Here is a 25,804-nt window from a genome sequence, read left to right as displayed (position 1 = left end):
CCGGCGCACAACGCCGGGGCGGCCAATTTTTTTGACCTGACCCCCCAAGCGTATGAGGATGGAGCCCATGGATCGGCGCCGGTTTCTGTTGGGCTCCACGATCGCCGCGACGACCGGCCTGGGCCTGTCCGGCTGCGCCGTTAGGCAGGGGTTCGCCCGGAGCGGCCCCCTGCCGCCGCTCGACCCCGAAATCGACGATCTGCAGCGGCGGACCTTTCAGTGGTTTGTCGACACCACCAATCGCGCCAACGGCCTGACGCCCGACCGCTGGCCGACGAAATCCTTCGCCTCGATCGCCGCCGTCGGCTTCGCCCTGACCTGCTGGCCAATCGCGGTCGAGCGCGGATGGATGACGCGGGCGGAGGCGCGCGAGCGCACCCTGACCACGGCCCGCTTCTTCCATGATGCGCCGCAGGGGCCGGAGGCCCGGGGGATGAGCGGCCACAAGGGCTTCTTCTACCACTTCCTCGATATGGAAACGGGCCACCGGTACGGGACGACCGAGCTGTCGACCGTCGATACGACCCTGCTGCTTGGCGGCCTGCTCTACGCGGCCCGATGGTTCGACGGCGATCATCCGCAGGAGGCGGAGATCCGCCGGCTGGCGCAGGCGATCTATGAGCGGGTCGAATGGGACTGGGCCGTCGTCCGCCCGAACCGGATCACGATGGGCTGGAAGCCGGAGAGCGGTTTCATCGAGGCCGATTGGAACGTCTACAACGAGGGCATGCTGGTCCTGCTGCTGGCCATGGGCAGCCCTACCCACCCGGTTGAGGCGGCCGTCTGGGAGGAGTGGTGCAGCGTCTATGACGAGAGCTGGACCGACGAATGGGGACCGGCCCACCTTCATTTCCCGCCGCTGTTCGGCCACCAGTACAGCCATATGTTCGTCGACTTCCGCGGCATCCGCGACGCCTTCATGCGCAATAGGCAGGCGCAGATTCCGGGCTTCGACTATTTCCAGAACAGCGTCCGCGCGGTGCAGGCGCAGCGGAAATACGCCATCGACAATCCGATGGGCTGGGCCGGCTATTCGGCCGATGTCTGGGGCCTGACCGCCTGCGACGGTCCGGGCGACTTCAAACAGGTCATCGACGGCCGGGAGCGGCAGTTCTTCAGCTATTCGGCGCGAGGCCCCGGCGATCGCGACGACGGCACGATCGCCCCGACCGCCGCCCTCGGCTCCATGCCCTTCGCGCCGGCCGAGGTCACCGCCTGCATGAAGGCGATGAAGGCGCGCTATGGCGCGGCCCTCTATACCGAGTACGGCTTCCTCGACTCGTTCAACCCGACGCTGACGCAGACGGACCGGACGCTGCAGCATGGCCGCATCGTGCCGGGCATCGGCTGGGTCGACGACGACTATCTGGGCATCGACCAGGGGGCCATCGTCGTTCAGATCGAGAATCATCGCTCCGACGCCGTGTGGAAGCTGATGCGCGCCGAGCCCAACCTCATCCGCGGCCTGAAGGCGGCGGGCTTCACCGGCGGATGGCTGGATAAGGCATGACGTTTTCGCGGCCGGATCGACGCGCGGCGCTCGGCCTTCTGGCCGGGGCCGTGACGACGGGTCTGGCCGGGTGCGGAAGGCGCGAGGACGGGGTCACCCGGCTGACCTTCTGGGCCATGGGCAATGAGGCGGCCGGCGTGCCGCAGCTACTGCCGGAGTTCGAGCGGCTCAATCCGGGGATCCGGGTCGATGTCCAGGCCCTGCCGTGGACGGCGGCGCATCAGAAGCTGCTGACCGCCTATGCCGGGGACTCCCTGCCGGACCTCAGCCAGGTGGGGAACACCTGGGTGGCGGAGATGGCGGCGATCGGCGCGATCTCGGCCTTGCCGGCCTTCGCCTCCGACCTGCTGACCGACCAGTTCCCCGCCGTGCTGGAGACCAACCGCATCGACGGGCGGGTCGTCGGCGTGCCGTGGTACGTCGACACGCGGCTGCTGTTCTACCGTTCCGACCTCCTGGCGCAGGCGGGCTATCAGAGCGTGCCGCCGACCTGGGCGGGCTGGAAACAGGCCCTGCATGCGATCAAGCGACGGGTGGGCGAGGACCGCTACGCCGTCCTGCTGCCGCTCAACGAGTTCGAGCAGTTGCTGACCTTCGGGCTGCAGGGCGATGCGCCCCTGCTGCGGGATCAGGACACGCGCGGCAACTTCTCCAGCCCGTCGTTCGTGGCGGCGCTGGCCTTCTACAGGAGCCTGTTCGACGAAGGCCTGGCCCCGGTGGCGTCAGCGGCGCAAGTCGCCAACGTCTGGACCGAGTTCGAGCGGGGCTGGTTCAGCTTTTACTTCTCCGGGCCGTGGACAATCGGCGACTTCAGAAACCGGCTGAGGCCGGAGACGCGCTGGATGACCTCCGGTGTGCCCGGGCCGGACGGGCTGGGCGCGTCGGCCCCGGGGGGATCGTCACTGGTGGTCTATCGCTCGTCGCCGCGCCAGGAGGCGGCGTGGAAGCTGGTGCGCCACCTGTCCGACCCGGCGGTGCAGGCGCGCTTCAACGTTCTCACCGGCGACCTGCCCGCGCGGCCCAGCGCCTGGTCCGCGCCCGCCGTGGCGAACGATCACTATATCGCCGCCTTCCAGGGCCAGCTGGCGCGCGCCGAGGCCGTGCCCAAGGTGCCGGAGTGGGAGCGGATCGTCACCGAGATGCAGATCGTCGCCGAGCGGATGGTGCGCGGGGACTATACGCCGGAGACGGCGGCGGCCGAGATCGACCGGCGGGCCGACCGGCTGCTGGAGAAGCGCCGCTGGATGCTGGAGCGGGGTCGGGCATGACGGACGTGCGCCTGAACCTGGCCAAGGTGGAGGCCGAGGCCGCGGCCCGTCCGCGCCGCCGACCGGGCGATCCGCGCTCGCGCGAGCGGGCCGCCTGGGGCTTCGTCGCGCCGGCCCTGATCGCCATCGGGGTGTTCTTCGCCATCCCCGTGTTCGCGGCCCTGCTGCTGAGCCTGACCGATTTCGACATCTACGCCCTCGCCGATCTGAACAACGTCCGCTTCATCGGCCTGCAGAACTATGAGCGGCTGTTCGCCAATCCGCTGTTCTGGGGTGCGATGCGGAACACCGGCCTGTTCGCCCTGTTCGGCGTGCCGCTGTCGATCGCGGCGTCGCTGGCGGCGGCGACGGTCCTCAACGCCCGCGTAGTGAAGTGGCGGCCGGTGTGGCGGGTGATCTTCTTCGCCCCCTTCGTGACGACTCTGGTGGCCACCGCGGTGCTGTGGAACTACCTGCTGCACACCCGCTACGGCGTGATCAACTGGGCCATCTCCAGCCTCGGCCTGTCGCCGGTCGACTGGCTGGGTCAGCCCTCGACCTCGATCCCGGCCATACTGATGTTCGTGGTGTGGAAGATCTTCGGCTACAACATGCTGATCTTCCTCGCGGTTCTTCAGACCGTGCCGGACGACCTGTATGAGGCGGCGCGGATCGACGGGGCGGGGGTGTGGAAGCGGTTCACCCATGTGACCCTGCCGGCCATCGCCCCGACCCTGCTGCTGGTGTCGATCATCTCGGTGGCCAGCTTCTTCCAGCTGTTCGCCGAGCCCTATGTGATGACCCAGGGCGGGCCGGCCCAGTCGACCGTGACGGTGCTCTACTTCATGTACGAGGAGGGCTTCAAATGGTGGAACCTCGGCTCCGCCAGCGCCGTGGCCTTCGTGCTGTTCCTCTGCATCCTGGCGGTGACGCTGGTGCAGCTGGCGGTGGCGAAGCGGATGGGGGCCTATGAATGACCGGCCGCCGTCTGCACGCCCTGTTGCTCAACCTCGCCGTCGCCCTGGTCGCGCTGCTGGTGATGTTCCCGCTGCTGTGGATGCTGTCGGTCAGCTTCATGGCCACCGGCGAGGCGGCCAGCTTCCCGCCGCCGCTGTGGCCCAAGACCTGGACGCTGGAACACTATCGCGACCTGTTCGTGCGCCAGGGCATGGGCCGCTATCTGTGGAACAGCTTCGCCCTGGCGACCATGGCCACGGGGCTGGCCCTGCTGTTCACCGTCCCGGCCGGCTACGCCTTCGCCAAGCTGCGCTTCAGGGGCCGCGAACGGCTGTTCCAGCTGCTGGTCGCGGCGCTGGTGGTGCCGGCCCAGATCGGCACCCTGCCGCTGTTCCTGATGCTCAAGGGGATGGGGCTGGTGAACACCTACGCCGGGGCGCTGGTGCCGTGGCTGGCGTCGATCTTCGGCCTGTTCCTGGTGCGGCAGTATTCGCTGTCCATCCCCGACGAGATGCTGGAGGCGGCGCGCATCGACGGGGCCAGCGAGGGGCAGATCTTTCGCCGCGTGGTGCTGCCGACGCTGCAGCCGATCATCGTGACGCTGGCCCTGTTCGTCTTCCTCGGCAGCTGGAACGACTTCCTGTGGCCGCTGATCATTCTGACGGACCAGTCGAACTACACCCTGCCGGTGGCGCTGGCGGCGCTGTCGCGCGAGCATCTGCAGGACGTCGAGCTGATGATGGCCGGGGCGGTGATCACCGTCGGGCCGGTGCTGATCCTGTTCCTCGCCCTGCAGCGCTACTACATCCGCGGCATGCTGGCCGGGAGCGTGAAGGGGTAGAGCCTCAATCGCCGTAGTTGTCGTACCTCTGGCCTTGGGCGAGGTTGCCGAATTTGGTGGTGTCAGCGTCGAACGACAGCTTGACGATGCCGATCGGACCGTGGCGCTGCTTGCCGATGACGACCTCGGCCTGGTGTTTCAGCCGGTCCATGTCCTCCTGCCATTTGAGGTGCTCTTCCGAGCCCTCGCGCGGTTCGGCGCGGCCGAGGTAGTAGCTCTCGCGGTAGACGAACATGACGCAGTCGGCGTCCTGCTCGATCGAGCCGGATTCGCGCAGGTCGGACAGCTGCGGCCGCTTGTCCTCGCGCTGCTCGACCTGACGCGACAGCTGCGACAGGGCGAGGATCGGCACGCTCAGCTCCTTGGCCAGGGCCTTGAGGGCGCCGGTGATCTCGGACACCTCCTGCACCCGGTTCTTCTGGCTGTTGCTCTCGCCGGTGGTGATCAGCTGCAGATAGTCGACGACGATCAGGTCGAGGCCGTGCTCCATCCGCTTCAGGCGGCGGGCGCGGGCGGCCAGCTTGGACATCGACAGGCCGCCGGTGGCGTCGATGTACAGCGGGCTCTCGCCGATCTCGACCGCGGCGTCGCGGATCTTGCCGAAGTCGGCGGCGTCGATCTCGCCCTTGCGCAGCTTGTCCGAGGACACGCCGGAGGCGTCGGCGAGAATCCGCATGGCCAGCTGTTCGGCCGACATTTCCAGCGAGTAGAAGGCGACGACGCCGCCGTTGACCGTCTTGCGGCCCTCGGGGGTCGGCTCCCAGCGGTAGCTGCGGGCGACGTTGAAGGCGATGTTGGTGGCCAGCGCCGTCTTGCCCATCGACGGACGGCCGGCGAGGATCAGCAGGTCGGACGGGTGCAGGCCGCCCAGCTTCTGGTCGAGGTCGTCCAGCTGGGTGGCGAGGCCGGCCAGCTTGCCGTCGCGCTGGTAGGCCTCGGCGGCCATCTGCACGGCCCCCGACAGGGCGGTGGAGAAGCTGACGAAACCGGAAGACGGCTTGCCGGTCTCGGCCAGGGTGTAGAGCCGCTGTTCGGCGCTCTCGATCTGGTCGATGGCGGCGGTCTCCGGCTGGGGCGCCTCCTTGATGATCTCGCCGCCGATGCGGATCAGGTCGCGGCGCAGGGCCAGGTCGTAGACGACGCGGGCGTAGTCGGGAGCGTTGGCTCCCGGCGGGGCGCGGTCGACGAGGTCGGCGAGATAGCGCAGCCCGCCGAACTCCTGGAAGGCGGGGTCCAGCTTGAACCGCTCCATCAGGATGGTCGGCTCGGCCAGCAGGCCCTGACGGACGTGGTCCTCGATCGCCTCATAGAGCCGCTGGTGGAAGGGCTCGTAGAAATGGCTGCCGCGCAGCCGGTCGGACAGGCGCTCGAACACGGCGTTGTCGAACATCAGCCCGCCCAGCAGCGCCTGTTCGGCCTCCAGATTGTGGGGCAGCGACGGAACGGACGCGGAGTCCATCGGGGACGGGAAGGCGGCGGGGGCGAAGGCGTTCATCGGGGCCATGTCTTAGCCATGACAGCGCCCTGCGTCAGTCGCGGTCGTACCGGTGTCTAGGGATAAGTCCGGGCGGTTGTGGGCAGTCCCGAAATCCGTAACCGGATCAGTTCACGCCTGACCGGGGCAGGGGTAGCTGGAGGCCATCCAGGCGCGGATGCCGTCGGTGACGGTCATGCGCTGCCGGCGCGCAGACGGGATGCCGTTCAGATAGGCCAGCAGTTGCCGGGGGTTGAGTTCGATGCTCTCCGGCGGGCAGGCTGGCGGGGTCTGGCCGGCGGCGCGGGCCGTGCGGATCTCGACGCGTACGGCCCCGAACGCGCGCTCCACCTCGCCCTTGAGCCGGTGCGCGTCGGGGCGCAGCATGGCGGTGGCGTTCAGGGGAATGCGGTTGGCCCGGGTGACGAAGGACTCCAGCGTCGTCCCCGACTGGGCGGCGGCCGGGCCGGCGATGAGACAGGCGGCGACAGCGGCGATCAGAATGGTGCGCATGGTTTCCCCTCCGGATACCGGAGTTTGCCGGGAAATTTGTGGCCGATCAACGGCAGCCCGGCGCGAGCGGATGTCGCCGCCCGCGCCGGTCCCGCTCACCAGTTCAGGGCGAGGCGGGCGTAGACGAACCGCCCGTTGAAGCCGAACGGCGAGAAGTTGGAGAAGGGGAAGGCGCCCGACGCATTGTTCGCCGGCAGACTCTGGGCCGTGTACTCGTCGAAGGCGTTGTCGGCGCCAACGGCCAGGGTGACCCGGTCGCTGAGGTCGTAACGAGCCTCCAGATCAACCACCAGGGCGTCGCCCAGCTGCAGGTCGGTGGCCGCGGTCGCGCCGGGCGACAGGACGTCGCCGAATGCGGTCACGCGCAGCGTCCCGCCGAGGCGGTCGCGGGTCCAGTCGGCCTGGGACACGACCTTCCACGGCGGCGTGCCTTCCTCGAACCGCAGGGTGGCCTGACGGGCGAACAGGGAAACCGGGGTCGGCAGGACGCCCGTATTCGTGGTCGGGGTCTTCGTCACCGCGAAGTCATTGACGTTGCCGGCCAGGGTGAGGTCCAGCCGGCCGAAGCCCTCGTCGATCCGGTAGCGCGCCACCACGTCGAGACCGGTCGTCTCGGTGTTCACCCCGTTGATGAAGAACCTCGCGGCCGAGGCGCCGTAGCGCTGCAACAGATCGAAGATGGTTCGCGCGTTCGTGCCCGGCGCCGCCGTGGCGCTGCCGGTCAGGGTCTCGGACAGAACGATGCGGTCATCAATGTCGATGCTGTAGGCGTCGGCGGTCAGTTCGAACGCCCCCTTCCGCCAGACCACCCCGAGCGAATAGTTGGTCGACGTCTCGGGTTCCAGCGGCGTCCCGCCCAGCGCCAGGCCGACCGGGCTCACCGACGGGAAGGTGCCAGTCTCGTAGGGAACGTTGGAGATGTAGAGGATGGCGGTCTGGGTGAAATACTGCTGTTGCAGGCTCGGCGCCCTGAAACCGGTCGAGACAGCGCCCCGGACGGCGAAGCTGGGGGTGAAGTCGTACCGCGCCGCCAGCTTCCCGGAGACGTTGTCGCCGAAGTCCGAATAGTTCTCATAACGCGCGGCGGCCGAGACGGTGAAATTCTCGAACACCTCGCCTTCGAGGTCGACATAGACGCCGGCGTTGCTGCGGTCCTCGTCCACCTCATTGGCGGGGGTGAAGCCGGTGAAGCCGCGCGAACCCCAGCTCAGGTCCGTGCCGCCGATGTTGAGGAAGGTCCCGCGCTCGTACGAGCCGGGCTCGCCCGCGCCGATCTGATAGCTTTCCCGACGCGCTTCCAGACCGAAGGCGACGTTGAGCGGGCCGTAGAAGCCGACCTCGTACGCACGCGCGGCGTCGATCCCGAACACCAGCTGATCGTAGGTCAGCGAGCCGGCGTAGAAGCTGGTCGGCGAGGTCGGGCCCAGCGACGGGTTCAGGGTGTTCTCGACCCCGAACTCGATCTCGTTCCGGCCGTAGCCGAGATTGACGTCGACATCGAAGCCCCCGGCCGGCCCCCGCACGCCGCCGACGGCGGTCCAGTCGGTGCTGTCCGTCAGGATGCGCGGCAGGTAGCCGTCCGGATAGACCCGGCCGCTGACCGGATAGGCCGGGTTCTGGGCGTTGTCGGTCGGCGTGCGGTAGAAGGCGGCGGCGGCGGCCTCCCGCGTCTGGTAGCCCGCCCATCCGTAGGCGTCCCAACCGCCGGCCAGAGGCTTGCCGGCGTTCAGATAGATGGCCAGGTCTTCGGACTCGGGGTCGCCCTGGCCGCCGCGAACGCGGGCCGGAGCGAAGCGCGGGTCGATGTCGCTGCGGTTGGTGGACTCGCGATCACGGTACTCCACCGATGCGGTGAGGAAGCCGTCGGACCCCAGGCCGAAGCCCTGCCAGCCCGAGACGGTCAGGCTCTCGCCGTCCGAGAGGTCATCGCCGCCGCCGTAGGCGCCGATGTAGTCGGTCACGTAGCCGCCATAGGTCACGGTCGCGCCGCCGCCGCTGGAGGCCTCGCGCAGACGAAGATTGAGGACCCCGGCGATGGCGTCGGATCCGTACTGCGCCGCCGCGCCGTCGCGCAGAACTTCGATACGCTCCAGGGCGGAGCTGGGGATGGCGTTCAGGTCGACGGCGGCCGAGCCCCGGCCAACCGAGCCGTTGGTGTTGACCAGGGCGGTCGAATGCCGCCGCACGCCGTTGACCAGAACCAGGGTCTGGTCCGGGCCCTGACCCCGCAGGGTGGCGGGCCGGACCGAGTCCGTGCCGTCCGTCGCCGAAGGACGCGGGAAGTTCAGCGCCGGAACACTGGCGGCCAGTTGGGTGGCCAGGTCGGTCGCGCCACGCTGCTGCAGGGTTTCGGCGGTGACGACGTCGACCGGGGCGACCGTGTCCAGCCGCGAGCGGCCGGTGACCCGGGTGCCGGTGACGACGATCTCGTCGACGACCGAGACATCGTCGCGGGGCGGGGTCTGGGGCGCCGTCTGGGCCGAGGCGGCGCCGGCCAGCAGGGCGGAGGCGGACACGGCTGCGGACAGGGCGAGGCGGAGGGTGGTCGTGGTCATTGCGATATTCCCGATGCGACGCAGGTTTCCGCACGGCGTCGCGCGCAGCGATCGCCGGTTCCGGATCTTGCGATTGTGTTGAGTTCAGGTCCGGCGCGAGGGCCGGGGGTCGGTCAGCCGGTTACAGCGAACGTCGACATCGCATGAGCCCGCTGCAACGCGCGCGCAGGCGGGCGGCGAGGGCGATCCGGGGGAAGGGCGTGTAGTCCCGCATGGTCGTCTCCCGCTCGATCGGAAACTCTTGCGGTGACAGATGGAGGGAGTCCGGGCTTCACCCGGCCTCTCATCTGCCGCGACCCGGGGAGGGGTCCCGAAGGAGTTGGCACCTTACGGAGGTCCGCAGGTTGCCCCGACGTCAAAGGGCCTATCCCTCAGCCGGTCTCTATGAGCAGATTGAATATTGCGGTGCGTCATAAACGGATCAAGTCCGTGACAGAAAAAAGTTCGGCGGCGCGGGGTCTCCCCCACGCCGCCGTGACTTTCGCACATCAGGTCGAGGTTCAGGCTTCCGAACCGAGACCGTCCTGCTGGCCGGCGCCGCCGGCGACCATGTCCTTGGCCTGTTCAAGGGCTTCGGCGCGGTCCTGGTCGTAGGCCGACTTGATGACGTCCTCGCCCTTGGCCTGACGCTCGGCTTCGTCGGCCGAACGTGCGATGTTGATCTTGACCGTGGCGGAGACCTCGGCGTGCAGGCGAACCAGCACCTCGTGGACGCCCAGGGTCTTGATCGCGGTGTTGAGCACGACCTGCGAGCGCTCGACCTTGCCGCCTTCGGCCTGGATGGCCTCGGAGACGTCGCGGCCGGCGACCGATCCGTACAGCTGACCCGTCTCACCGGCTTGCCGGATCATGACGTAGGTCTGGCCGTCGATCTTGTCGGCGACCTTCTGCGCTTCGGACTTGTTCTTCTCGTTGCGGGCCTCGATGGCGGCGCGGTCGAGTTCGAACGCCTTCAGGTTCGCCGACGTGGCCCGACGGGCCTTGTCGCGCGGCAGAAGGAAGTTGCGGGCGAAGCCGTCCTTGACGGACACGACGTCGCCGATGGCGCCGAGGTTATCGACGCGTTCAAGCAGAACGACCTTCATATCACTTCACCACATAGGGCAGGAGGGCCAGATAGCGGGCGCGCTTGATGGCCTTGGCCAGTTCGCGCTGCTTCTTCTGGGAGACGGCCGTGATGCGCGACGGGACGATCTTGCCGCGCTCGCTGATGTAGCGTTGCAGCAGTTTCACGTCCTTGTAGTCGATCTTCGGAGCGTTGGCGCCGGAGAACGGGCACACCTTGCGGCGACGGTAGAAGGGGCGGCGGGCGGGGCCGGAGCCGGCCGGCGCGCCCGGCGACGGGGCAGTCGTATCGGTCATGTTCCGGGTTCCCTATTCAACGGCTTCGGCGGCGGCGTCTTCACGCGGCGTGCGCTCGCGCTCACGTTCACGCTCGCGCTCGCGACGGGCCAGCAGCGGCGACAGCTCGAGGTCGAGTTCCTCGACGCGGACGGTCAGCCAGCGAAGGACGTCTTCGTTGATCGACAGCTGACGCTCCACTTCGGCCATGGCGGCGGGCGGGCAGTCGACGGCGAGCAGCGAATAGTGCGCCTTGCGGTTCTTTTTGACCCGATAGGTCAGGTTGCGCAGACCCCAGTACTCGATCTTGGCGACGGAGCCGCCGCCTTGGGTGATCAGGTCCTTGATGGTGTCGTTCAGCGCTTCGGCCTGTTGCGCGCTGATATCCTGGCGCGACATGACCGTGTGCTCGTAAAGAGCCATGCGGTGGTCTCCCTTGTAGGGCGTCGGCGCGAGGGGACCGGGTAAGTCCTCTCCCACGATGGATCCTGAAGCGGCGGCCGGGATGACTTCCCGAACCCTTTGGAACTCCGCGTCAGGACCGAAGCCCTGGAAAGGCGGCGCGTATAGGGGAAAAGCGGTCGCCCGGCAAGGCGGAAGCCGCCCCGCTACTGCGGCCGCACCACCATGCAGGTAACGTTGCGCTCTGCCAGGGTAGCGCAGGCGGCCTGGGCGGCCTGTTCGCTCATGCCGGTGAAGCGCGACCGGTACCAGCCCTCGGCGTTCTGAACCGTGCGTTCGGCGGCGGTGAACTGGCTGCGGAAGCGGCGGTTGACCTCGGTCAGCCAGTCGCGCGCCACCGTCTCGTCGCGGAAGGCGCCGACCTGAACGGCCCAGCGGCCGGCGGCCTCGCGAACGGTCTCCCGCGCCGGCGTCGGCCGGGCGGCCGGGGCACCGTTGAGCGAGGCGGTGACGTCGGCGGGGCCCTCGGCCCGCATCAACGAGGCGAGGGTGCGGCCTTCGGACGGCGCCGGCGTGACCCGCGCCGGCTGCGGCGGCGCGGCGGGCAGGGAGACATAGCTGACGGCGTTGGAGCCGATGCCGTCTTCTTCCTCGTCGGCGACCTGGGCGTACTGCACGGGGGCCGAGTTGTCGGGGCCGATGCCGAAGCCCTTCTGTTCGAAGAAGGCCTGGGCCACCTGGATCGGCTGGCCGTTTCGGCGCAGCCGCTCGACCTCGAAACCGGTATCCATCAGGGCGGCGACGTGGCTGTTGCGGCTGGCGGTCGAACGGCCGCCGAGAACCACGGTGATCAGCCGTCGTCCGTCGCGCACCGCCGTCGCCGCCAGATTGTAGCCCGAGGCGTTGGTGTAGCCGGTCTTCAACCCGTCATAGCCGAGACCCTGACGCAGCAGGCCGTTGGTGTTGCGATACTCGCGCCCCTGATAGGCCCAGTCATGCAGGCCGAAATACCGGTAGTACTGCGGATAATCCCGCATCACCGCCCGGGCGAGGATGGCGAGGTCGCGGGCCGAACTGACCTGGCGGGCGTCGGGCAGGCCGTTCGGATTGACGTAGCGGGTCTGGGTCATGCCCAGTTCGCGGGCCTTCAGCGTCGCCTGGGCGGCGAACCGCTCCTGCGAGCCGCCGACGTGCTCGGCGATGGCGACGGCCATGTCGTTGGCGCTGCGCACCGCGGTCGCCTTCATGGCGTCGTCGAGGGTGATGGTCTGCCCGGCGGCGAGGCCCAGCTTGGACGGCGGCTGGCTGGCGGCGCGGGGCGAGACGGTGATCACGTCGTCGAGTTTGACCCGGCCTTCGCTGAGCGCCTCGAACGCCATGTACAGCGTCATGACCTTGGTGATGGAGGCGGGGTAGCGTCGGCTGTCGGCGTGCCGCGCGAACAGGACCTCGCCGGACACGGCGTCGACAACGATGGCGGCGTAGCGGGCGTTGTCGGACGACTGGGCGACAAGCGGCGGCGTCGTCGGCACGATCGCCAGGGCGGCGATCAGCAGCAGCGACAGAAATCCACGGCGGATCAGATAAAGGATCGGCAAGCGCAGGCCTCTTTACAATTAGCGCGACGGCGGCCCCACCACGCGACGCTGACGAAAGGCTACCATGCGTCATCGGAGTTTCGTGAGGGTAAACAAGCCGTCAACGGTTTTGTGAAGCGATCTCGCCTGACAGGCGGCGCCGAACGTCGATTTATGAACTTATTGTGCACCGCACAAAAACCCTTGACCCTCCTTCGCATCTGCACCATATGACCGCTGTCGCGATGGATTCGTCTGCCGCGGGAAAATTACAGCGGCAGGGCCGCGACAGGTTCAGGAGAAACACCATGGCCGACAGCGCCGAAACCGTGAACGTCAAGAAGACCGTCGAAACCGCCACCGCCCAGGTCAAGGCTTCCGCCGAGAAGGCCCAGGCCCAGGCTGAAAAAATGCAGGCCGCCGGCGCCCAGGCGTTCCGCGAAGCCGCCGACAAGTCGGTCGCCGGCATCCAGGAGCTGAACGCCGAGGGCAAGAAGAACCTCGACGCCGTCGTCGCCTCGGCCACCGCCGCCCAGAAGGGCGTCGAGACCCTCTCGGCCCAGACCGTCGCCTACAGCAAGAAGAGCTGGGAAGACGGCGTCGCCGCCGCCCAGTCGCTGGCCCAGGCCCGTTCGGTCCAGGAAGCCCTCGAGCTGCAGACCAACTGGGCCAAGTCGGCCGCAGAAACCTATCTGGCCGAAGTCACCCGCATGACCGACGTGTTCACCGCCTCGGTCAAGGACAGCTTCAAGCCGATCAACGAGCGCGTCACCGCCTCGGTCGAAAAGTTCCAGGCCGCCCGCTAAGCCTGAAGCGACTGTAAGCGTACGACAGGGCCCCCGGAGCAATCCGGGGGCCCTTTTCGATTCCGGGCCTCGTCACGAAACGTGTGACTGGACGCGCCTTCAAATCACGCCATCATTCCCTATCTGTCCAAACGACTCCCCAAACACGGACAACGAATGCCGCCGTCACGTAAGGTCGGTGACCAGGATGGAGGCCTCGGGGCCGCCACCGTCACCGAGACAAAGCCGAAGCTTCAGAAGCCCTCGCTGTATCGGGTGCTGATCCTGAACGACGACTACACGCCGATGGAATTCGTCATCTATGTGCTGGAGCGGTTCTTCCAGAAGAGCCGCGAGGACGCGACCCGCATCATGCTGCACGTGCACCAGCATGGCGTCGGTGTCTGCGGCGTCTTCACCTACGAAGTGGCCGAAACCAAGGTCGCCCAGGTGGTCGAGACGGCGCGGCGTCACCAGCATCCGCTGCAATGCACGATGGAAAAGGACTGAGAGGAACCCTCCAATGCCCTCATTTTCGCGTCCTCTCGAAGAGACCCTGCACCGCGCCGTCCACTATGCGAACGAGCGCCGGCACGAGTACGCCACCCTCGAACACCTGTTGCTCGCCCTGGTCGACGACCCGGACGCGGCCAATGTGATGACCGCCTGCAACGTCGAGCTGGTCAGCCTGAAGACGGCGCTGACCCTGTATGTCGACACCGACCTGGCCGCCCTGGCCACCAGCGATGGCGAGGACGCCAAACCGACCGCCGGCTTCCAGCGCGTGATCCAGCGCGCCGTGATCCATGTCCAGAGCTCGGGCCGCGAGGAGGTCTCGGGCGCCAATGTGCTGGTCGCCATCTTCAGCGAGCGCGAGAGCCACGCCGCCTATTTCCTGCAGGAGCAGGACATGACGCGGTATGACGCGGTCAACTACATCGCCCACGGCATCGCCAAGAAGGCCGGGGTCGGCGAGACCCGCCCGGCCCGCGCCGGCGGCAGCCCCGAGGACGCCGAGGACGCGGCCGCCGCCAAGACCGGCGGCGAGGCGCTGGAGGCCTATTGCGTCGACCTCAACGAGAAGTCGCGCAACGGCAAGATCGACCCGCTGATCGGCCGCCAGGCCGAGGTCGACCGCGCCATCCAGATCCTGTGCCGGCGGACCAAGAACAATCCGCTGCTCGTCGGCGATCCGGGCGTCGGCAAGACCGCGATCGCGGAAGGGCTGGCCCGCAAGATCGTCAACCACGAGGTCCCGGACGTGCTGGAAGGCGCGACCATCTACAGCCTCGACATGGGGGCGCTGCTGGCCGGCACCCGCTATCGCGGCGACTTCGAGGAGCGGTTGAAACAGGTCGTCAAGGAACTGGAGACGCACGACAACGCCATCCTGTTCATCGACGAAATCCATACGGTGATCGGCGCCGGCGCGACCTCGGGCGGGGCCATGGACGCCTCCAACCTGCTGAAGCCGGCGCTGGCCTCGGGCAGCCTGCGCTGCATGGGTTCGACCACCTATAAGGAATACCGCCAGCATTTCGAGAAGGACCGGGCCCTGGCCCGCCGCTTCCAGAAGATCGACGTCAACGAGCCGACGGTCGACGACACGATCAAGATTCTGAAGGGGCTGAAGACCTCCTACGAAGGCCACCACAAGCTGCGCTACACCGACGCCGCCATCCGTACGGCCGTCGAGCTGTCGGCCCGCTACATGACCGACCGCAAACTGCCGGACAAGGCGATCGACGTGATCGACGAGGCGGGGGCGTCGCAGATGCTGCTGCCCGAATCCAAGCGCAAGAAGGTCATCGGCCAGAAGGAGGTCGAGGCCGTCATCGCCCGCATAGCCCGCGTCCCGGCCAAGTCGGTTAGCAAGTCCGACACCGAGGGCCTGCGCGAGCTGGACCGCGACCTGAACCGGGTCGTGTTCGGCCAGTCGGGGGCGATCGAGCAGGTGTCGGCGGCGATGAAGCTGGCCCGCGCCGGCCTGCGTGATCCGCAGAAGCCGATCGGCGCCTTCCTGTTCAGCGGCCCGACGGGCGTGGGCAAGACCGAGGTGGCCAAACAACTGGCGTCGACCCTCGGCATCGAGATGCTGCGCTTCGACATGTCGGAATATATGGAGCGGCACACGGTCAGCCGTTTGATCGGCGCGCCTCCGGGCTATGTCGGCCATGACCAGGGCGGGCTGCTGACCGACGCCGTCGACCAGCATCCGCACGCCGTGGTCCTGCTGGACGAGATCGAGAAGGCTCACCCGGACGTCTACAACATCCTGCTCCAGGTGATGGACAACGGTATGCTGACCGACGCGGTCGGCAAGAAGGTCGATTTCAGGAACGTCATCCTGATCATGACCACCAATGCGGGGGCGGCCGACAACGCCCGCGCCTCGATCGGCTTCGGCCGCGGCAAGGTCGAGGGCGAGGACGACAAGGCGATCCAGCGGCTGTTCGCGCCGGAGTTCCGCAACCGTCTGGACGCCATCGTGGCGTTCAAGGCGCTGGACGCCGGCACGATCAAGTCGGTGGTGACGAAGTTCATCCTGCAGCTGGAAGCCCAGCTGGCGGATCGCAACATCACCATCGAACTGACCGACGAGGCCAATGACTGGCTGGCCAAGAACGGCTTCGACGAACTGTATGGCGCGCGGCCGCTGGCCCGGGTCATCCAGGAGCACATCAAGAAGCCGCTGGCCGACGACATCCTGTTCGGGCGTCTGACGCGTGGCGGGCATGTGAAGGTCGAGCTGAAGGACGGCAAGATCGTCTTCGACGTCGCCGGGCCTTCCGGGACACCGGCCAAGGAGACGGTCGAGGAATCGGCGGGCTGATCCCGCCACCAGCGATCAAGGCCCGGCGGAGACGCCGGGCCTTTTTCTTTGGCCGCTGAAGCGGAGCCTCAGGCCGCCAGCGGTTCGTGGACGGCTTCCGGGGCGGGGACGGGGAGCGGCAGGTCGACAGTGAAGGTCGAGCCGCGATCCGGGGCGCTGTCGACGGTAATCCGGCCGCCCATGGCTTCGACGAGGTTACGGCAGATCGACAGGCCAAGGCCGGCGCCCTCGAAACGGCGGGTGATGGACTCGTCACCCTGGACGAAGACGTCGAACAGGCGCGGCAACAGCTCCGGCGCGATGCCCATGCCGGTGTCGGCGATGGTGAAGCGGACCGCCCCGTCGCGGGGGCGGACGCCGACGCTGACGCCGCCGCGCTCCGTATAGGTGATGGCGTTGTCGACGAGGAAGTCGAGGACCTGCTGCAGGTGCATTTCGTCACCGAGACGCTGGCCGGTGGGGACGCAGTCGATTGTCAATTCCAGGCCCTTGGCGCGGGCGGCGGCCTCATGCTGTTCCACCGTGGTCCGGGCGCTGACGGCGGGATCGAAAGCGGCGCGGTTGATCAGCACTTCCTTGCGCTCAAGGCGGGTGACCTGAAGCAGTCGCTCGATCAGCCGAAGCAAGCTGCTGCTGGACTCGCGCAGCAGGTCGAGGCGGCTGCGCTGGATCGGGCTCAGGTCGCTCGTGGCCATCAGCTCGGCCATGCCGATGACCCCGTTCAGCGGCGTGCGCAGCTCGTGGCTGACGTTCGACAGGAAGCAGGACTTGGCGACGTTGGCGGCTTCGGCGCGGTCGCGGGCCTCGGTCAGCGCCACCTCGTTCTCGCTGAGACGACGCGCCACCCTGTCGACCCAGACGAGCAGCAGAACCGAGGCGCCGATCAGCGCCAGAAGCACCGCGGCCATGATCGGCGCGGCGTCGCGCAGCAGGCCGTGTCCGGGCTCGGCGGGTGTCCAGACGAGCGCGCCGATAGGCTCGCCGTCGCCGCCCCTCACGGTCACCCGGGCGCGACCCTCCGCCGGGGTCGTGACGAAGCGGGGCGAGGCGATGGCGAGATCGGGCTCCAGCGAGGCGACGAGGACGCTGATCGGCTGGGCCGATACAACGACGGGGTCGAGCCGGGGGCGTGAAACGGCCCGGTCTTCGGGCACCACGGTGGACGCCGCGACGAGCCAGGTTCCAGACCCGACGCGGACGACAGCCTGCCGGTTGACGACCGCCTCGAAGCCGAGCCCGGCGCGTTTGTCCGGCGCGGTCGCGGCGGTCCGGACCTCGCCCACCAGCGGCGCGACGGCGGCGCTGAAGGCGGCTTCCTCCGCCGCGGGCACCGGTTCGCTGTTCCGGGAGGCGAGGATGACCCGGCCGGCCGGATCGTAGGTCAGGGTCACGGCGTGGGCCATGTAGTCGGCGAAATAGTCGCCGAGGTTCTCCTGCAGCCACGGAAGATCCGGCTCGCCCGACAGGGCGACCACGGTGTCGTTCCAGATGGTGGCGGAGTTCACGTCCTCGACCAGGCGCTCAAGGGCGCGGTCCAGGCGTCGCTCGACGAGAGCCTGTTCCTTGTCGACTTCGATGCGGTCGACAGCGGCCGTGGCCCAGCCGATCAGGCCCGCCGCGCCGCCGGCGACGAGGGCGACGACCAGCAGGGCGGCCACGACGATCCGCCTCAAGTCCCGGCGATGAGCGGCCAATTCCCCCATGCGATCTGCGTCTCACGCCGATTCCTAAGCCGCCGTTATCTCGCGTGGTGAACGAAGCGTAACGGATCGATGACACTAGTTTAAGCAGTGCCGCCCATGGTTCCCAAAAGGGGAGAGGCGCTGATGAAAATGATGCTGGTCACAGTGGCGGCGATGCTGGTCTTGCCCGCGAGCGCCCGGGCGCAGGACCCCGACTTGACGGTCGAGGGGCAGGTCGGCGTCGTGTCGGACTATCGCGACCGCGGCTACACCCTGTCTGACGGGGAACCGGCCCTTCAGGGGGAGGTCAGCCTGGGTCACGCCTCGGGACTCTACGGCGGCGTCTGGGCGTCCAGCATCGACGAGTACGGCGTCGGCGCCGATGGCGACGGGGCGGAGGTCGAGGTCACCGTCTACGCCGGCTGGGCCGGGACGATGGCCGGCTTCGACGTCGACGCCGGGGTCTGGCAGACGGTCTATCCCGACGGGGAGGACGTCAACTATGTCGAGTTTCCGCTGCAGGTCGGGCGCGCCTTCGGCGACACGACGCTGAGCACGGGGCTGGTCTGGGCCCCGGCGCAGACCGGCACGGGCGACGCGGCCAACACCTGGGTCTGGACCCGGGCGGATTATGCGCCGCAGGCGTGGCCGGTCAGCCTGCATGCCATGATCGGCCGCGAGGACGGCGGTTTCGCGCCGGACGGCAAGACCGACTGGCGTGTCGGCCTTGCCGCCCCGGTCGGGGCCTTTACGGTCGGCCTCGACTGGGTCGACAGCGACAGCGAGGACAGCGCCCTCGTCGGCAGCGTTTTCCGGAGCTTCTAAGGCCCGGCGCAGCCCTAGCGGCGGCGGCCCAGACCGCCCAGCAGCACGGCCAGGCCGGCGACGATGCCGGTGGTCATCAGCGGCTTGCGGCGGGCGAAGTCGAGACCCTGGCGGGCCTTGTCCTGATACTGGGCGGGGGCTTTCTCGACGAGGCCGTCGAGGCCGTCGATGACGCGGCCATAGGCGTCGAGCGCCTTGCCCTTCACCTGGTTGAGGCGGCCGTCGGCCTGCAGCTTGCTGTCGCCGGTGAGCTGGCCGAGGCCGTTCTGGACGTCGCCTTCGAACTTGGTGGCGGCGCCTTCGATGCGTTGGTCGGTCATGTCTGAATCCTTGTCTGGAAAGGGCGGGGAGGCCTGGTCAGGAAGCGCATGTCGGGGCTGGCGGTTCCGGCGGCAAGGCGTCCCGCGGCCAATCTTTCGCAACCAATTCAGACTGACCCGACCGCGCGGCGGAGGCGTACCCCCGACTGCAGCTCGGCGCCTCGGATTATACCCGGGGAATATTGACGGGCGAGTTTCATCCGGGTAAAATCCGAAAACACCGTCCAGATCGTCCGCACCGTCCGCACCGTCCGCACCGTCCACAACGTCCATTGGCCCCCGCATCTCCGTCTCTCCGCGCCGCGGGGAGTGTAGCGGGGGCCTGCGTCAAACGTGGTCGTAGGCCCCTTGTCCCGGAGACTTTTCATGTCCATTCCGTCCGACCTGCCCGTCGTCGCTTTCGTCGGCGCCCGGCGGATCGCCCGCGACCGCCTCGACCGGGCCTTGCCGGCCATCCACGCCGCCGCGGCGGCCGGGGAGGGGCCGCTGGTGTTCGATCGGGTCGACGGCCGGGTGGTCGACCTCGACCTGCGCGGGGATGTGGCCGCGGCCCGGGCCCGGCTGGGGCCGGCGCTGGTGGAGGCGAGGCGCGGGCCGGGGCGGCCGAAGCTGGGCGTCACGCCGCGCGAGGTCACCCTGCTGCCGCGCCACTGGGACTGGCTGGCGGCCCAGCCGGGCGGGGCGTCGGTGGCGCTGCGCAAGCTGGTCGAGGCCCAGATGAAGGCGGCCGAGGGGCCGGACAGGGCGCGCCGGTCGAAGGAGGCCGCCTACCGCTTCATGACGGCGATGGCGGGTGATCTGCCGAACTATGAAGAGGCGACACGGATGCTGTTCGCCGGCGACTGGACGGCGTTCGACGCGGCGGTCGAGGCGTGGCCGGAGGGGGTCAGGGACGTGGCGCGGGAGATGGCGGCGGGGGCCTGGCGGAACGGAATGAGCTGATCCTTCTCCCGCAAGGGAGAAGGGAACGGGTCACCCCACCTTCACCCGCGTCGCCGCCTCCGGCAGATCCTCGCCGAACGCCCGCTGGTAGAACTCCGCGATCGTCGGCCGCTCCAGCTCGTCGCATTTGTTGAGGAAGGTCAGGCGGAAGGCCAGCCCCACGTCTCCGGCGAAGATGATCGCGTTCTGCGCCCAGGTGATCACCGTGCGCGGGCTCATCACCGTCGAGATGTCGCCGTTCATGAAGGCGTTGCGGGTCATGTCGGCGACGCGGACCATGGCGGCGATCTTGCGGCGGCCCTCGGCGTCCGACCACTCGGGCACCTTGGCGGCGACGATGTCGGCCTCGACGTCGTGGTCGAGGTAGTTGAGCGTGGTGACGATGTTCCAGCGGTCCATCTGGCCCTGATTGATCTGCTGGGTGCCGTGATAAAGGCCCGAGGTGTCACCCAGGCCGATGGTGTTGGTGGTGGCGAACAGGCGGAAGAAGCGGTTCGGGCGGATGACGCGGTTCTGGTCCAGCAGGGTCAGGCGGCCCTGGGCCTCGAGCACGCGCTGGATCACGAACATCACGTCCGGGCGGCCGGCGTCGTATTCGTCGAACACCAGGGCGACCGGGCGCTGGATGGCCCAGGGCAGCATGCCCTCGCGAAATTCGGTGATCTGCTTGCCGTCCTTGAGGACGATGGCGTCCTTGCCGATCAGATCGATGCGGCTGACGTGGGCGTCGAGGTTGACGCGGACCATGGGCCAGTTGAGGCGGGCGGCGACCTGTTCGATGTGGGTCGACTTGCCGGTGCCGTGATAGCCCTGGACCATGACGCGGCGGTCGAAGGCGAAGCCCGCGCAGATGGCGAGGGTCGTCTGCGGGTCGAAGCGATAGGCCTCGTCGACCTCGGGGACATGGCTGTCGCGCTCGGTGAACAGCGGCACGGTCATGTCCGAGTCGATGCCGAACACCTCGCGCACGGTGGCGTGGCGGTGCGGTTCCAGCGTCAGCAGCGGATCGGGCGAGGCGTCGAGCAGGGAGGTCATGCGCCTCCCTTAGAATCCCAGCGCGGCGGGGTCCAGCGGAGGCGTGGGCGGCCGTGGGAGAACCCTGCTTTACAGTCGTGGCGGACGAGCGTAATAACTGACCGGTCAGTTAGAAAGAGACGCGATGTTGCCCGCCGGCGAACCGAAGTTCCGACGTCGACCGGCTGATCGCCCGGCCGAAATCCTCGCCGCCGCCCTGGAAGTGTTCGCCGAGCGCGGCTTCCAGGCGGCGCGGCTGGAGGAGGTGGCGAAGCGGGCGGGCGTGTCGAAGGGGGCGCTGTATCTGTATTTCGAGACCAAGGCCGACCTGTTCCGCGCCGTGGTCACCGACGCCATCTCGCCCAATATCGAGCGGGTCAAGGCGATCGCCTCGGCCGAGGTTCCGTTCGAGCAGGCGGCGCGGCTGGGCATCGGCATGCTGGCGCGGACGGTGGTCACCGACCGGCGCATCAGCGGTGTGGTCAAACTGGTCATCGCCGAGAGCCGCAACCACCCAGAGCTGGCGACCATCTGGCACGAGACGGTGGTCGAGCCGGGGCTGCAGCTGATGGGCGGGCTGATCGCCGCGGCGCAGGGGCGCGGCGAGGTGCGGGCCGGCGATCCGCGGCTGTTCGCCTATGGGCTGATGGGGCCGATGCTGCTGGCGATGATCTGGCGCGAGACGTTCGAGCCGATCGGGGCGGGGGCGATCGATCCGGTCGCCCTGGCCGACCAGCACCTCGACACCATGCTGCAGGGGATGCGGCCATGAGCCGGCTGAAACGGATCCCGCGACCGGCGCTGGTGCTGGGCGTCATCGCCCTGATCGCGGGGCTGGTGTGGTGGGTGTTCCTGCGCGGCGACGAGGCGCGGACCCTGACCGGCTATATCGAGGGCGAGCGGGTCTATCTGGCCGCGCCGGTCTCGGGGGCGGTCTCGGCCCTGTATGTGCGGGAGGGCGAGCGGGTGGCGGCGGGCGGCCGCACCTTCCTGATCGATCCGCGCGTGCAGCGGGCCCAGGCCGACAGCGCCGCTGCGGCGGTCGGCGCGGCCGAGGCGCGGGCTGACGATCTGAGGAAGGGCCAGCGGGCCGAGGAGCTGTCGGTGTTCGACGCCGAACTGGCGGCGGCCCAGGCCAGCGAGCGGGCCGCCGAGGCGGACTATGGGCGGATCGAGCCGCTGGTGCGGCAGGGCATCTACGCCCCGGCGCGGCTGGATCAGGTGCGGGCGGCGCGCGACGCGGCCCGGGCGCAGACGGCGGCGGTGCGGCGGCGGCGCGACGTGGCGGCGCTGGGGGCGCGGCAGGACGCCATCTCCCAGGCGGAACAGCAGGCCTTGCAGGCCGGCGGCGGGCTGAGCGAGGCGCAGGCGCGGCTGGGCCAGCTGTCGCCGACGGCCCCGGCGGCGGCGCGGGTCGAGGAGATATTCTACCGGCCGGGCGAATGGGCGGCGGCCAATACGCCGGTGCTGGCCCTGTTGCCGGACAGCGAGGTCAAGCTGGTGTTCTTCGTGCCGGAGGCGGAGATGGCGCGCTATCGGCCGGGCGGGACCGTGCGGTTCAGCTGCGACGGCTGTGCGGCGGCGGGGACCGCCCGGATCAGCTGGGTCAGCCCGCGGCCGGAGTTCACCCCGCCGATCCTGTACAGCCGCGGCAGCCGCGACCGGCTGGTCTACCGGATCGAGGCGCGGCCGGCGAAGGCGGCGACGCTGAACCCGGGGCTGCCGGTGGATGTGGTTCCGCTGGAGGCGGGCGAGTGAGCGAGGGCGCGCCCGACGGGCCGGTCATCGACGTGCGCGGGCTGAGCAAGGCGTTCGGGGCGCTGCAGGCGGTGAAGGCTTTCGGCATCACGGTCGAGCGCGGGCGCATCTGCGGCTTCCTCGGGCCCAATGGGGCGGGGAAGACGACGACGCTGAGGATGCTGTGCGGCCTGCTGACGCCGGACAGTGGGGAAGGCACGGTGCTGGGCTACGATGTCATGCGCCAGTCGCAGGCGATCAAGCGTCGCGTCGGATACATGACGCAGAAGTTCTCGCTCTACGAAGACCTGTCGATCGAGCAGAATCTGGTCTTCACGGCGCGGGTGCACGAGCTGGACCGGCGACGCGAGCGGGTCCAGGCGGCGCTGGACCGGCTGGGACTGACGGCGCGCCGGGCGCAGTTGGCGGGGACCCTGTCGGGCGGCTGGAAGCAGCGGCTGGCGCTGGCGGCGGCGACCCTGCACGGGCCGGACCTGCTGCTGCTGGACGAGCCGACGGCGGGGGTCGACCCGGAGGCGCGGCGGACCTTCTGGGACGAGATCCATGCGCTGGCGGCGGGCGGCATGACGGTGCTGGTCTCGACCCACTACATGGACGAGGCCGAGCGCTGTCACGAGATCGCCTATATCGCCGGCGGCCGGACCCTGGCGCGGGGGACGGCGGACGAGGTCATCCCCGCCTCGGGGCTGGTGACCTTCCATGCCGAGGGGCCGGGCGCGGACCGGCTGGCGCGCGAGCTGCGCGACCGGCCGGGGGTCGAAATGGCGGCGCCGTTCGGCACGGTGCTGCATGTGTCCGGGCGCGACCGGGCGGCGCTCGAGGCGGCGATCCAGCCGTTCCGCACGCCGCCGCTGGTCTGGAGCGAGACGCGGCCGACGCTGGAGGATGTGTTCATCCAGCTGATCCACGACGTCGAAGCGGACAAGGGCAGGGCCGCCTGAGATGCTGTCCCTGACCCGCACCTGGGCCGTGATGGCCAAGGAGTTCATCCAGCTGACGCGCGACCGGCTGACCTATGCGATGATCCTGGCCCTGCCGATCGTGCAACTGCTGCTGTTCGGCTACGCCATCAACGACGATCCGCGCAATCTGCCGACGGCGGTGCTGGTGCAGGACAACGGCGCCTTTTCGCGCTCGATCCTGACGGCGATGCACAACAGCGGCTATTTCAACATCACCCTGCAGGCGCGGAGCCAGCACGAGCTGGACCGGGCGCTGGAGCGGGGCGAGGTGCAGTTCGCGGTGATCATCCCGGCCGACTTCACCCGGCGGGTGGTGCGCGGCGACGCGGCGCAGATCCTGGTCGAGGCCGACGCGACCGATCCGTCGGCCACCTCGGGCGCGGTGGCGGCCCTGGCCAGCCTGCCGGCGCAGGCGCTGACGCGGGACCTGACCGGGCCGTTGGCGGCGCGGGCGCCGGGGACCGCGCCGTTCGAGGTGGTCGTGCACCGGCGCTACAATCCAGAAGCGATCACCGCCTACAATATCGTGCCCGGCCTGCTGGGGGTGATCCTGTCGATGACGCTGGTGATGATGACCTCTCTGGGCATGGCGCGGGAGCGCGAGCGCGGCACGATGGAGAGTTTGCTGTCGACGCCGGTGCGGCCGCTGGAGGTGATGGTCGGCAAGCTGACCCCCTATGTGCTGGTCGGGGCGCTGCAGGCGGCGGTCATTCTGGTGATGGCGCGGGTGCTGTTCGACGTGCCGATGAGCGGCGGCTGGCTGGCGCTGATCCTCGGCCTGGCGCTGTTCATCATCGGCTCGCTGGCGCTGGGCTTCCTAATCTCGACGGTGGCCAAGACGCAGCTGCAGGCGATGCAGATGAGCTTCTTCTACATGCTGCCGTCGATCCTGCTGTCGGGCTTCATGTTTCCATTTCGGGGCATGCCGGACTGGGCCCAGGCGATCGGCCTGGCGATCCCCGTCACCCATCTGCTGCGGGTGGTGCGGGGATCGCTGCTGAAGGGCGTCGGGCTGGAGAACGCCGGGCCGAGCCTGTTCGCCCTCGGCCTGTTCGTGGTCGTGGTCGGGGCGGTGGCGATGCTGCGCTACCGCACGACGCTGGACTAGGCGGCGGTCAGTTTGACGTCGACATTGCCGCGCGTGGCGTTGGAATAGGGGCAGACCTGATGAGCCTTCTGGATCAGGTCGTCGATGACAGCCTGGTCGAGGCCGTGGTCGCTGATGGTCAGCTCGACGTCGAGGTTGAAGCCCTCGCCGCGGGTGTTCTTGCCGAAGCCGATGCCGGCGGCGACCTTTGTATCCGGACCGACGGGCGTGCCGGCCTTGCCGCTGACCAGCCGCAGGGCGCCGAGGTAGCAGGCGGCGTAGCCGGTGGCGAACAGCTGTTCGGGATTGGTCCCGTCGCCGCCCTTGCCGCCCATTTCGGTTGGGGTGGACAGCTTGACGTCGATCTTGCCGTCGTCGGTGGCCGAACGGCCGTCTTCGCGGCCGCCGCCCGAGGCAACAGCGTGGGCGCGGTAGAGGACTTCCATGACAGGGCTCCTTGTGTGGAGCCCACAGATGGGCGCCGCCGGGCGGGACGCTAGGCCAGTCCGGCCTTCTTCAACGTCTTGTAGGCCTTGATGACGTTCTGCAGCTTGGCCTCGGCCCCGCGGTCGCCCTTGTTCAGGTCCGGGTGGAAGCGTTTCAGCATCTCGTGATAGCGGGCCTTGATCGCCTTCTTGTCGGTGCGGGCGTCGAGGCCGAGATCGGACAGGGCGGCGCGCTCCAGCTTGCCGATGCGCAGATCGTCCTCGCCGCCGGGCCCGGCCTGTTCCTTCATGCGCCGGCCGAACAGACCGAAGCTGTCGCGCCAGCTGCCGGCGCCGGTGGTGTTGGCGGTGCCCATCTTGGCGGCGAAGGCCGCGGCCTCGCGGCTGTTGGCCCCGGCCTTCATCTCCCACGTCGGGCGGCCGCCGGTCATGGCCTCATTCTCCTGGGCGGCGCGGACCTGGCCTTCGCTCATGCCGGCGTAGAAGTTCCAGCCCTTGTTGTACTCGCCGGCGTGGCGCTGGCAGAAATCGTAGAAGTCGTTGAGCCGCTCGCGCGACTTGGGCGCGCGCGCCGTCGCGGCCTGACGGCAGTCCGGCCAGTTGCACGGCTTCTCGCCGGGCTTGAGATGCAGGACATCGGCCTTCGCCGCCTCCTCTTCGGGGCGGGGCGGCTTGATCCGCATATCCTTGAAACGGGGCTTGTATTCAAACTCGGCTGACATCGGTGCAAGTG

General features: G+C 68.7%; 25 protein-coding genes and 1 riboswitch. Of the genes, 13 read left to right on the top strand and 12 right to left on the bottom strand.

Annotated elements, in window-relative coordinates; genetic code table 11:
- The first annotated feature begins 67 nt into the window (after nucleotides 1–67).
- From ACK4JY_RS03020 to ACK4JY_RS03005, 4 genes are read left to right on the top strand one after another with little or no spacing between them, the layout of a single operon-like run.
- Nucleotides 68–1,510, top strand: coding sequence for a glucoamylase family protein (locus ACK4JY_RS03020; protein WP_409602730.1), 1,443 nt, complete (start codon nucleotides 68–70; stop codon nucleotides 1,508–1,510).
- The gene (locus tag ACK4JY_RS03015; protein ID WP_409602729.1) at nucleotides 1,507–2,778 is read left to right on the top strand and encodes a sugar ABC transporter substrate-binding protein; all 1,272 of its coding nucleotides are present in this window, start codon (nucleotides 1,507–1,509) and stop codon (nucleotides 2,776–2,778) included. The genes ACK4JY_RS03020 and ACK4JY_RS03015 overlap by 4 nt, the downstream gene beginning before the upstream one ends.
- Nucleotides 2,775–3,734, top strand: coding sequence for a carbohydrate ABC transporter permease (locus ACK4JY_RS03010; RefSeq protein ID WP_409602728.1), 960 nt, complete (start codon nucleotides 2,775–2,777; stop codon nucleotides 3,732–3,734). Before ACK4JY_RS03015 ends, ACK4JY_RS03010 begins: the two co-directional genes overlap by 4 nt.
- Nucleotides 3,731–4,555 (top strand): carbohydrate ABC transporter permease, encoded by an 825-nt coding sequence (locus ACK4JY_RS03005; protein WP_409602727.1) that lies wholly within the window; start codon nucleotides 3,731–3,733, stop codon nucleotides 4,553–4,555. The genes ACK4JY_RS03010 and ACK4JY_RS03005 overlap by 4 nt, the downstream gene beginning before the upstream one ends.
- Before the next feature lie 4 nt (nucleotides 4,556–4,559).
- On the opposite strand, the gene ACK4JY_RS03000 is transcribed toward ACK4JY_RS03005, so the two are convergent.
- From ACK4JY_RS03000 to ACK4JY_RS02970, 7 genes are all read right to left on the bottom strand, one after another.
- On the bottom strand, nucleotides 4,560–6,050 hold the full coding sequence (locus tag ACK4JY_RS03000) for a replicative DNA helicase (RefSeq protein WP_409602891.1): 1,491 nt from the start codon (nucleotides 6,048–6,050) through the stop codon (nucleotides 4,560–4,562).
- Nucleotides 6,051–6,161: 111 nt separating this feature from the next.
- On the bottom strand, nucleotides 6,162–6,542 hold the full coding sequence (locus tag ACK4JY_RS02995) for a hypothetical protein (protein WP_409602726.1): 381 nt from the start codon (nucleotides 6,540–6,542) through the stop codon (nucleotides 6,162–6,164).
- 95 nt (nucleotides 6,543–6,637) lie between these two features.
- Entirely contained in the window at nucleotides 6,638–9,097 is a 2,460-nt protein-coding gene (locus ACK4JY_RS02990) for a TonB-dependent receptor plug domain-containing protein (RefSeq protein WP_409602725.1), read from the bottom strand.
- A 280-nt stretch (nucleotides 9,098–9,377) separates the two neighbouring features.
- Nucleotides 9,378–9,488: riboswitch (SAM riboswitch) on the bottom strand.
- 109 nt (nucleotides 9,489–9,597) lie between these two features.
- Nucleotides 9,598–10,182, bottom strand: a complete 585-nt coding sequence (gene rplI, locus ACK4JY_RS02985; RefSeq protein ID WP_409602724.1) for a 50S ribosomal protein L9 — start codon at nucleotides 10,180–10,182, stop codon at nucleotides 9,598–9,600.
- Between the two features lies 1 nt (nucleotide 10,183).
- Nucleotides 10,184–10,459 (bottom strand): 30S ribosomal protein S18, encoded by a 276-nt coding sequence (gene rpsR, locus ACK4JY_RS02980; protein WP_168048961.1) that lies wholly within the window; start codon nucleotides 10,457–10,459, stop codon nucleotides 10,184–10,186.
- A 12-nt stretch (nucleotides 10,460–10,471) separates the two neighbouring features.
- Nucleotides 10,472–10,861, bottom strand: coding sequence for a 30S ribosomal protein S6 (gene rpsF / locus ACK4JY_RS02975; RefSeq protein WP_055828937.1), 390 nt, complete (start codon nucleotides 10,859–10,861; stop codon nucleotides 10,472–10,474).
- 185 nt (nucleotides 10,862–11,046) lie between these two features.
- Complete coding sequence (locus tag ACK4JY_RS02970) at nucleotides 11,047–12,438, bottom strand: serine hydrolase (RefSeq protein ID WP_409602723.1); 1,392 nt, start codon at nucleotides 12,436–12,438, stop codon at nucleotides 11,047–11,049.
- A 287-nt stretch (nucleotides 12,439–12,725) separates the two neighbouring features.
- On the opposite strand from ACK4JY_RS02970, the gene ACK4JY_RS02965 reads away from it, so the two are divergent.
- The 3 genes from ACK4JY_RS02965 (at nucleotide 12,726) to clpA (ending at nucleotide 16,035) form a co-directional block, all read left to right on the top strand.
- On the top strand, nucleotides 12,726–13,223 hold the full coding sequence (locus ACK4JY_RS02965) for a phasin family protein (RefSeq protein WP_409602722.1): 498 nt from the start codon (nucleotides 12,726–12,728) through the stop codon (nucleotides 13,221–13,223).
- Between the two features lie 156 nt (nucleotides 13,224–13,379).
- Nucleotides 13,380–13,712: an ATP-dependent Clp protease adapter ClpS gene (gene clpS / locus ACK4JY_RS02960; RefSeq protein WP_409602721.1), complete on the top strand. Its 333-nt coding sequence runs from the start codon at nucleotides 13,380–13,382 to the stop codon at nucleotides 13,710–13,712.
- Between the two features lie 13 nt (nucleotides 13,713–13,725).
- Nucleotides 13,726–16,035 (top strand): ATP-dependent Clp protease ATP-binding subunit ClpA, encoded by a 2,310-nt coding sequence (gene clpA, locus ACK4JY_RS02955; RefSeq protein ID WP_409602720.1) that lies wholly within the window; start codon nucleotides 13,726–13,728, stop codon nucleotides 16,033–16,035.
- A 68-nt stretch (nucleotides 16,036–16,103) separates the two neighbouring features.
- Here clpA and ACK4JY_RS02950 read toward each other — a convergent pair whose 3' ends face one another.
- Nucleotides 16,104–17,708 (bottom strand): ATP-binding protein, encoded by a 1,605-nt coding sequence (locus tag ACK4JY_RS02950; protein ID WP_409602719.1) that lies wholly within the window; start codon nucleotides 17,706–17,708, stop codon nucleotides 16,104–16,106.
- A 153-nt stretch (nucleotides 17,709–17,861) separates the two neighbouring features.
- Between ACK4JY_RS02950 and ACK4JY_RS02945 the strand changes: the two genes are divergently transcribed.
- Entirely contained in the window at nucleotides 17,862–18,542 is a 681-nt protein-coding gene (locus tag ACK4JY_RS02945) for a TorF family putative porin (RefSeq protein ID WP_409602718.1), read from the top strand.
- A 14-nt stretch (nucleotides 18,543–18,556) separates the two neighbouring features.
- Here the strand turns inward: ACK4JY_RS02945 and ACK4JY_RS02940 are convergent, their stop codons facing one another.
- On the bottom strand, nucleotides 18,557–18,862 hold the full coding sequence (locus tag ACK4JY_RS02940; protein ID WP_409602717.1) for a CsbD family protein: 306 nt from the start codon (nucleotides 18,860–18,862) through the stop codon (nucleotides 18,557–18,559).
- 366 nt (nucleotides 18,863–19,228) lie between these two features.
- Here ACK4JY_RS02940 and ACK4JY_RS02935 point away from each other — a divergent pair, with 366 nt between their 5' ends.
- Nucleotides 19,229–19,804, top strand: a complete 576-nt coding sequence (locus tag ACK4JY_RS02935) for a DUF2239 family protein (RefSeq protein WP_409602716.1) — start codon at nucleotides 19,229–19,231, stop codon at nucleotides 19,802–19,804.
- A 30-nt stretch (nucleotides 19,805–19,834) separates the two neighbouring features.
- On the opposite strand, the gene cobS is transcribed toward ACK4JY_RS02935, so the two are convergent.
- Nucleotides 19,835–20,839 carry a cobaltochelatase subunit CobS gene (cobS, locus tag ACK4JY_RS02930; protein ID WP_409602715.1) on the bottom strand — a complete coding sequence of 335 codons (1,005 nt, stop codon included), beginning with the start codon at nucleotides 20,837–20,839 and terminating at the stop codon, nucleotides 19,835–19,837.
- A gap of 124 nt (nucleotides 20,840–20,963) precedes the next feature.
- Between cobS and ACK4JY_RS02925 the strand changes: the two genes are divergently transcribed.
- The 4 genes from ACK4JY_RS02925 to ACK4JY_RS02910 are packed head-to-tail and all read left to right on the top strand — an operon-like array spanning nucleotide 20,964 to nucleotide 24,646.
- On the top strand, nucleotides 20,964–21,590 hold the full coding sequence (locus tag ACK4JY_RS02925; RefSeq protein WP_409602714.1) for a TetR/AcrR family transcriptional regulator: 627 nt from the start codon (nucleotides 20,964–20,966) through the stop codon (nucleotides 21,588–21,590).
- Nucleotides 21,587–22,576: an HlyD family secretion protein gene (locus ACK4JY_RS02920; protein ID WP_409602713.1), complete on the top strand. Its 990-nt coding sequence runs from the start codon at nucleotides 21,587–21,589 to the stop codon at nucleotides 22,574–22,576. The genes ACK4JY_RS02925 and ACK4JY_RS02920 overlap by 4 nt, the downstream gene beginning before the upstream one ends.
- Nucleotides 22,573–23,517, top strand: a complete 945-nt coding sequence (locus tag ACK4JY_RS02915; protein WP_409602712.1) for an ABC transporter ATP-binding protein — start codon at nucleotides 22,573–22,575, stop codon at nucleotides 23,515–23,517. Before ACK4JY_RS02920 ends, ACK4JY_RS02915 begins: the two co-directional genes overlap by 4 nt.
- 1 nt (nucleotide 23,518) lies before the next feature.
- Nucleotides 23,519–24,646 carry an ABC transporter permease gene (locus tag ACK4JY_RS02910; protein ID WP_409602711.1) on the top strand — a complete coding sequence of 376 codons (1,128 nt, stop codon included), beginning with the start codon at nucleotides 23,519–23,521 and terminating at the stop codon, nucleotides 24,644–24,646.
- Here ACK4JY_RS02910 and ACK4JY_RS02905 read toward each other — a convergent pair.
- Together ACK4JY_RS02905 and ACK4JY_RS02900 are read right to left on the bottom strand one after the other, a co-directional pair.
- On the bottom strand, nucleotides 24,643–25,071 hold the full coding sequence (locus ACK4JY_RS02905; protein WP_409602710.1) for an organic hydroperoxide resistance protein: 429 nt from the start codon (nucleotides 25,069–25,071) through the stop codon (nucleotides 24,643–24,645). The genes ACK4JY_RS02910 and ACK4JY_RS02905 overlap by 4 nt on opposite strands.
- Nucleotides 25,072–25,121: 50 nt before the next feature.
- Nucleotides 25,122–25,793, bottom strand: a complete 672-nt coding sequence (locus tag ACK4JY_RS02900; RefSeq protein WP_409602709.1) for a J domain-containing protein — start codon at nucleotides 25,791–25,793, stop codon at nucleotides 25,122–25,124.
- Nucleotides 25,794–25,804: the final 11 nt, after the last annotated feature.

It is taken from the genome of Brevundimonas sp., assembly GCF_046295595.1.
Lineage (GTDB): Bacteria > Pseudomonadota > Alphaproteobacteria > Caulobacterales > Caulobacteraceae > Brevundimonas.
Note: the sequence above shows the minus strand (reverse complement) of the source record. Positions and strands in the feature narration are given on the sequence as shown.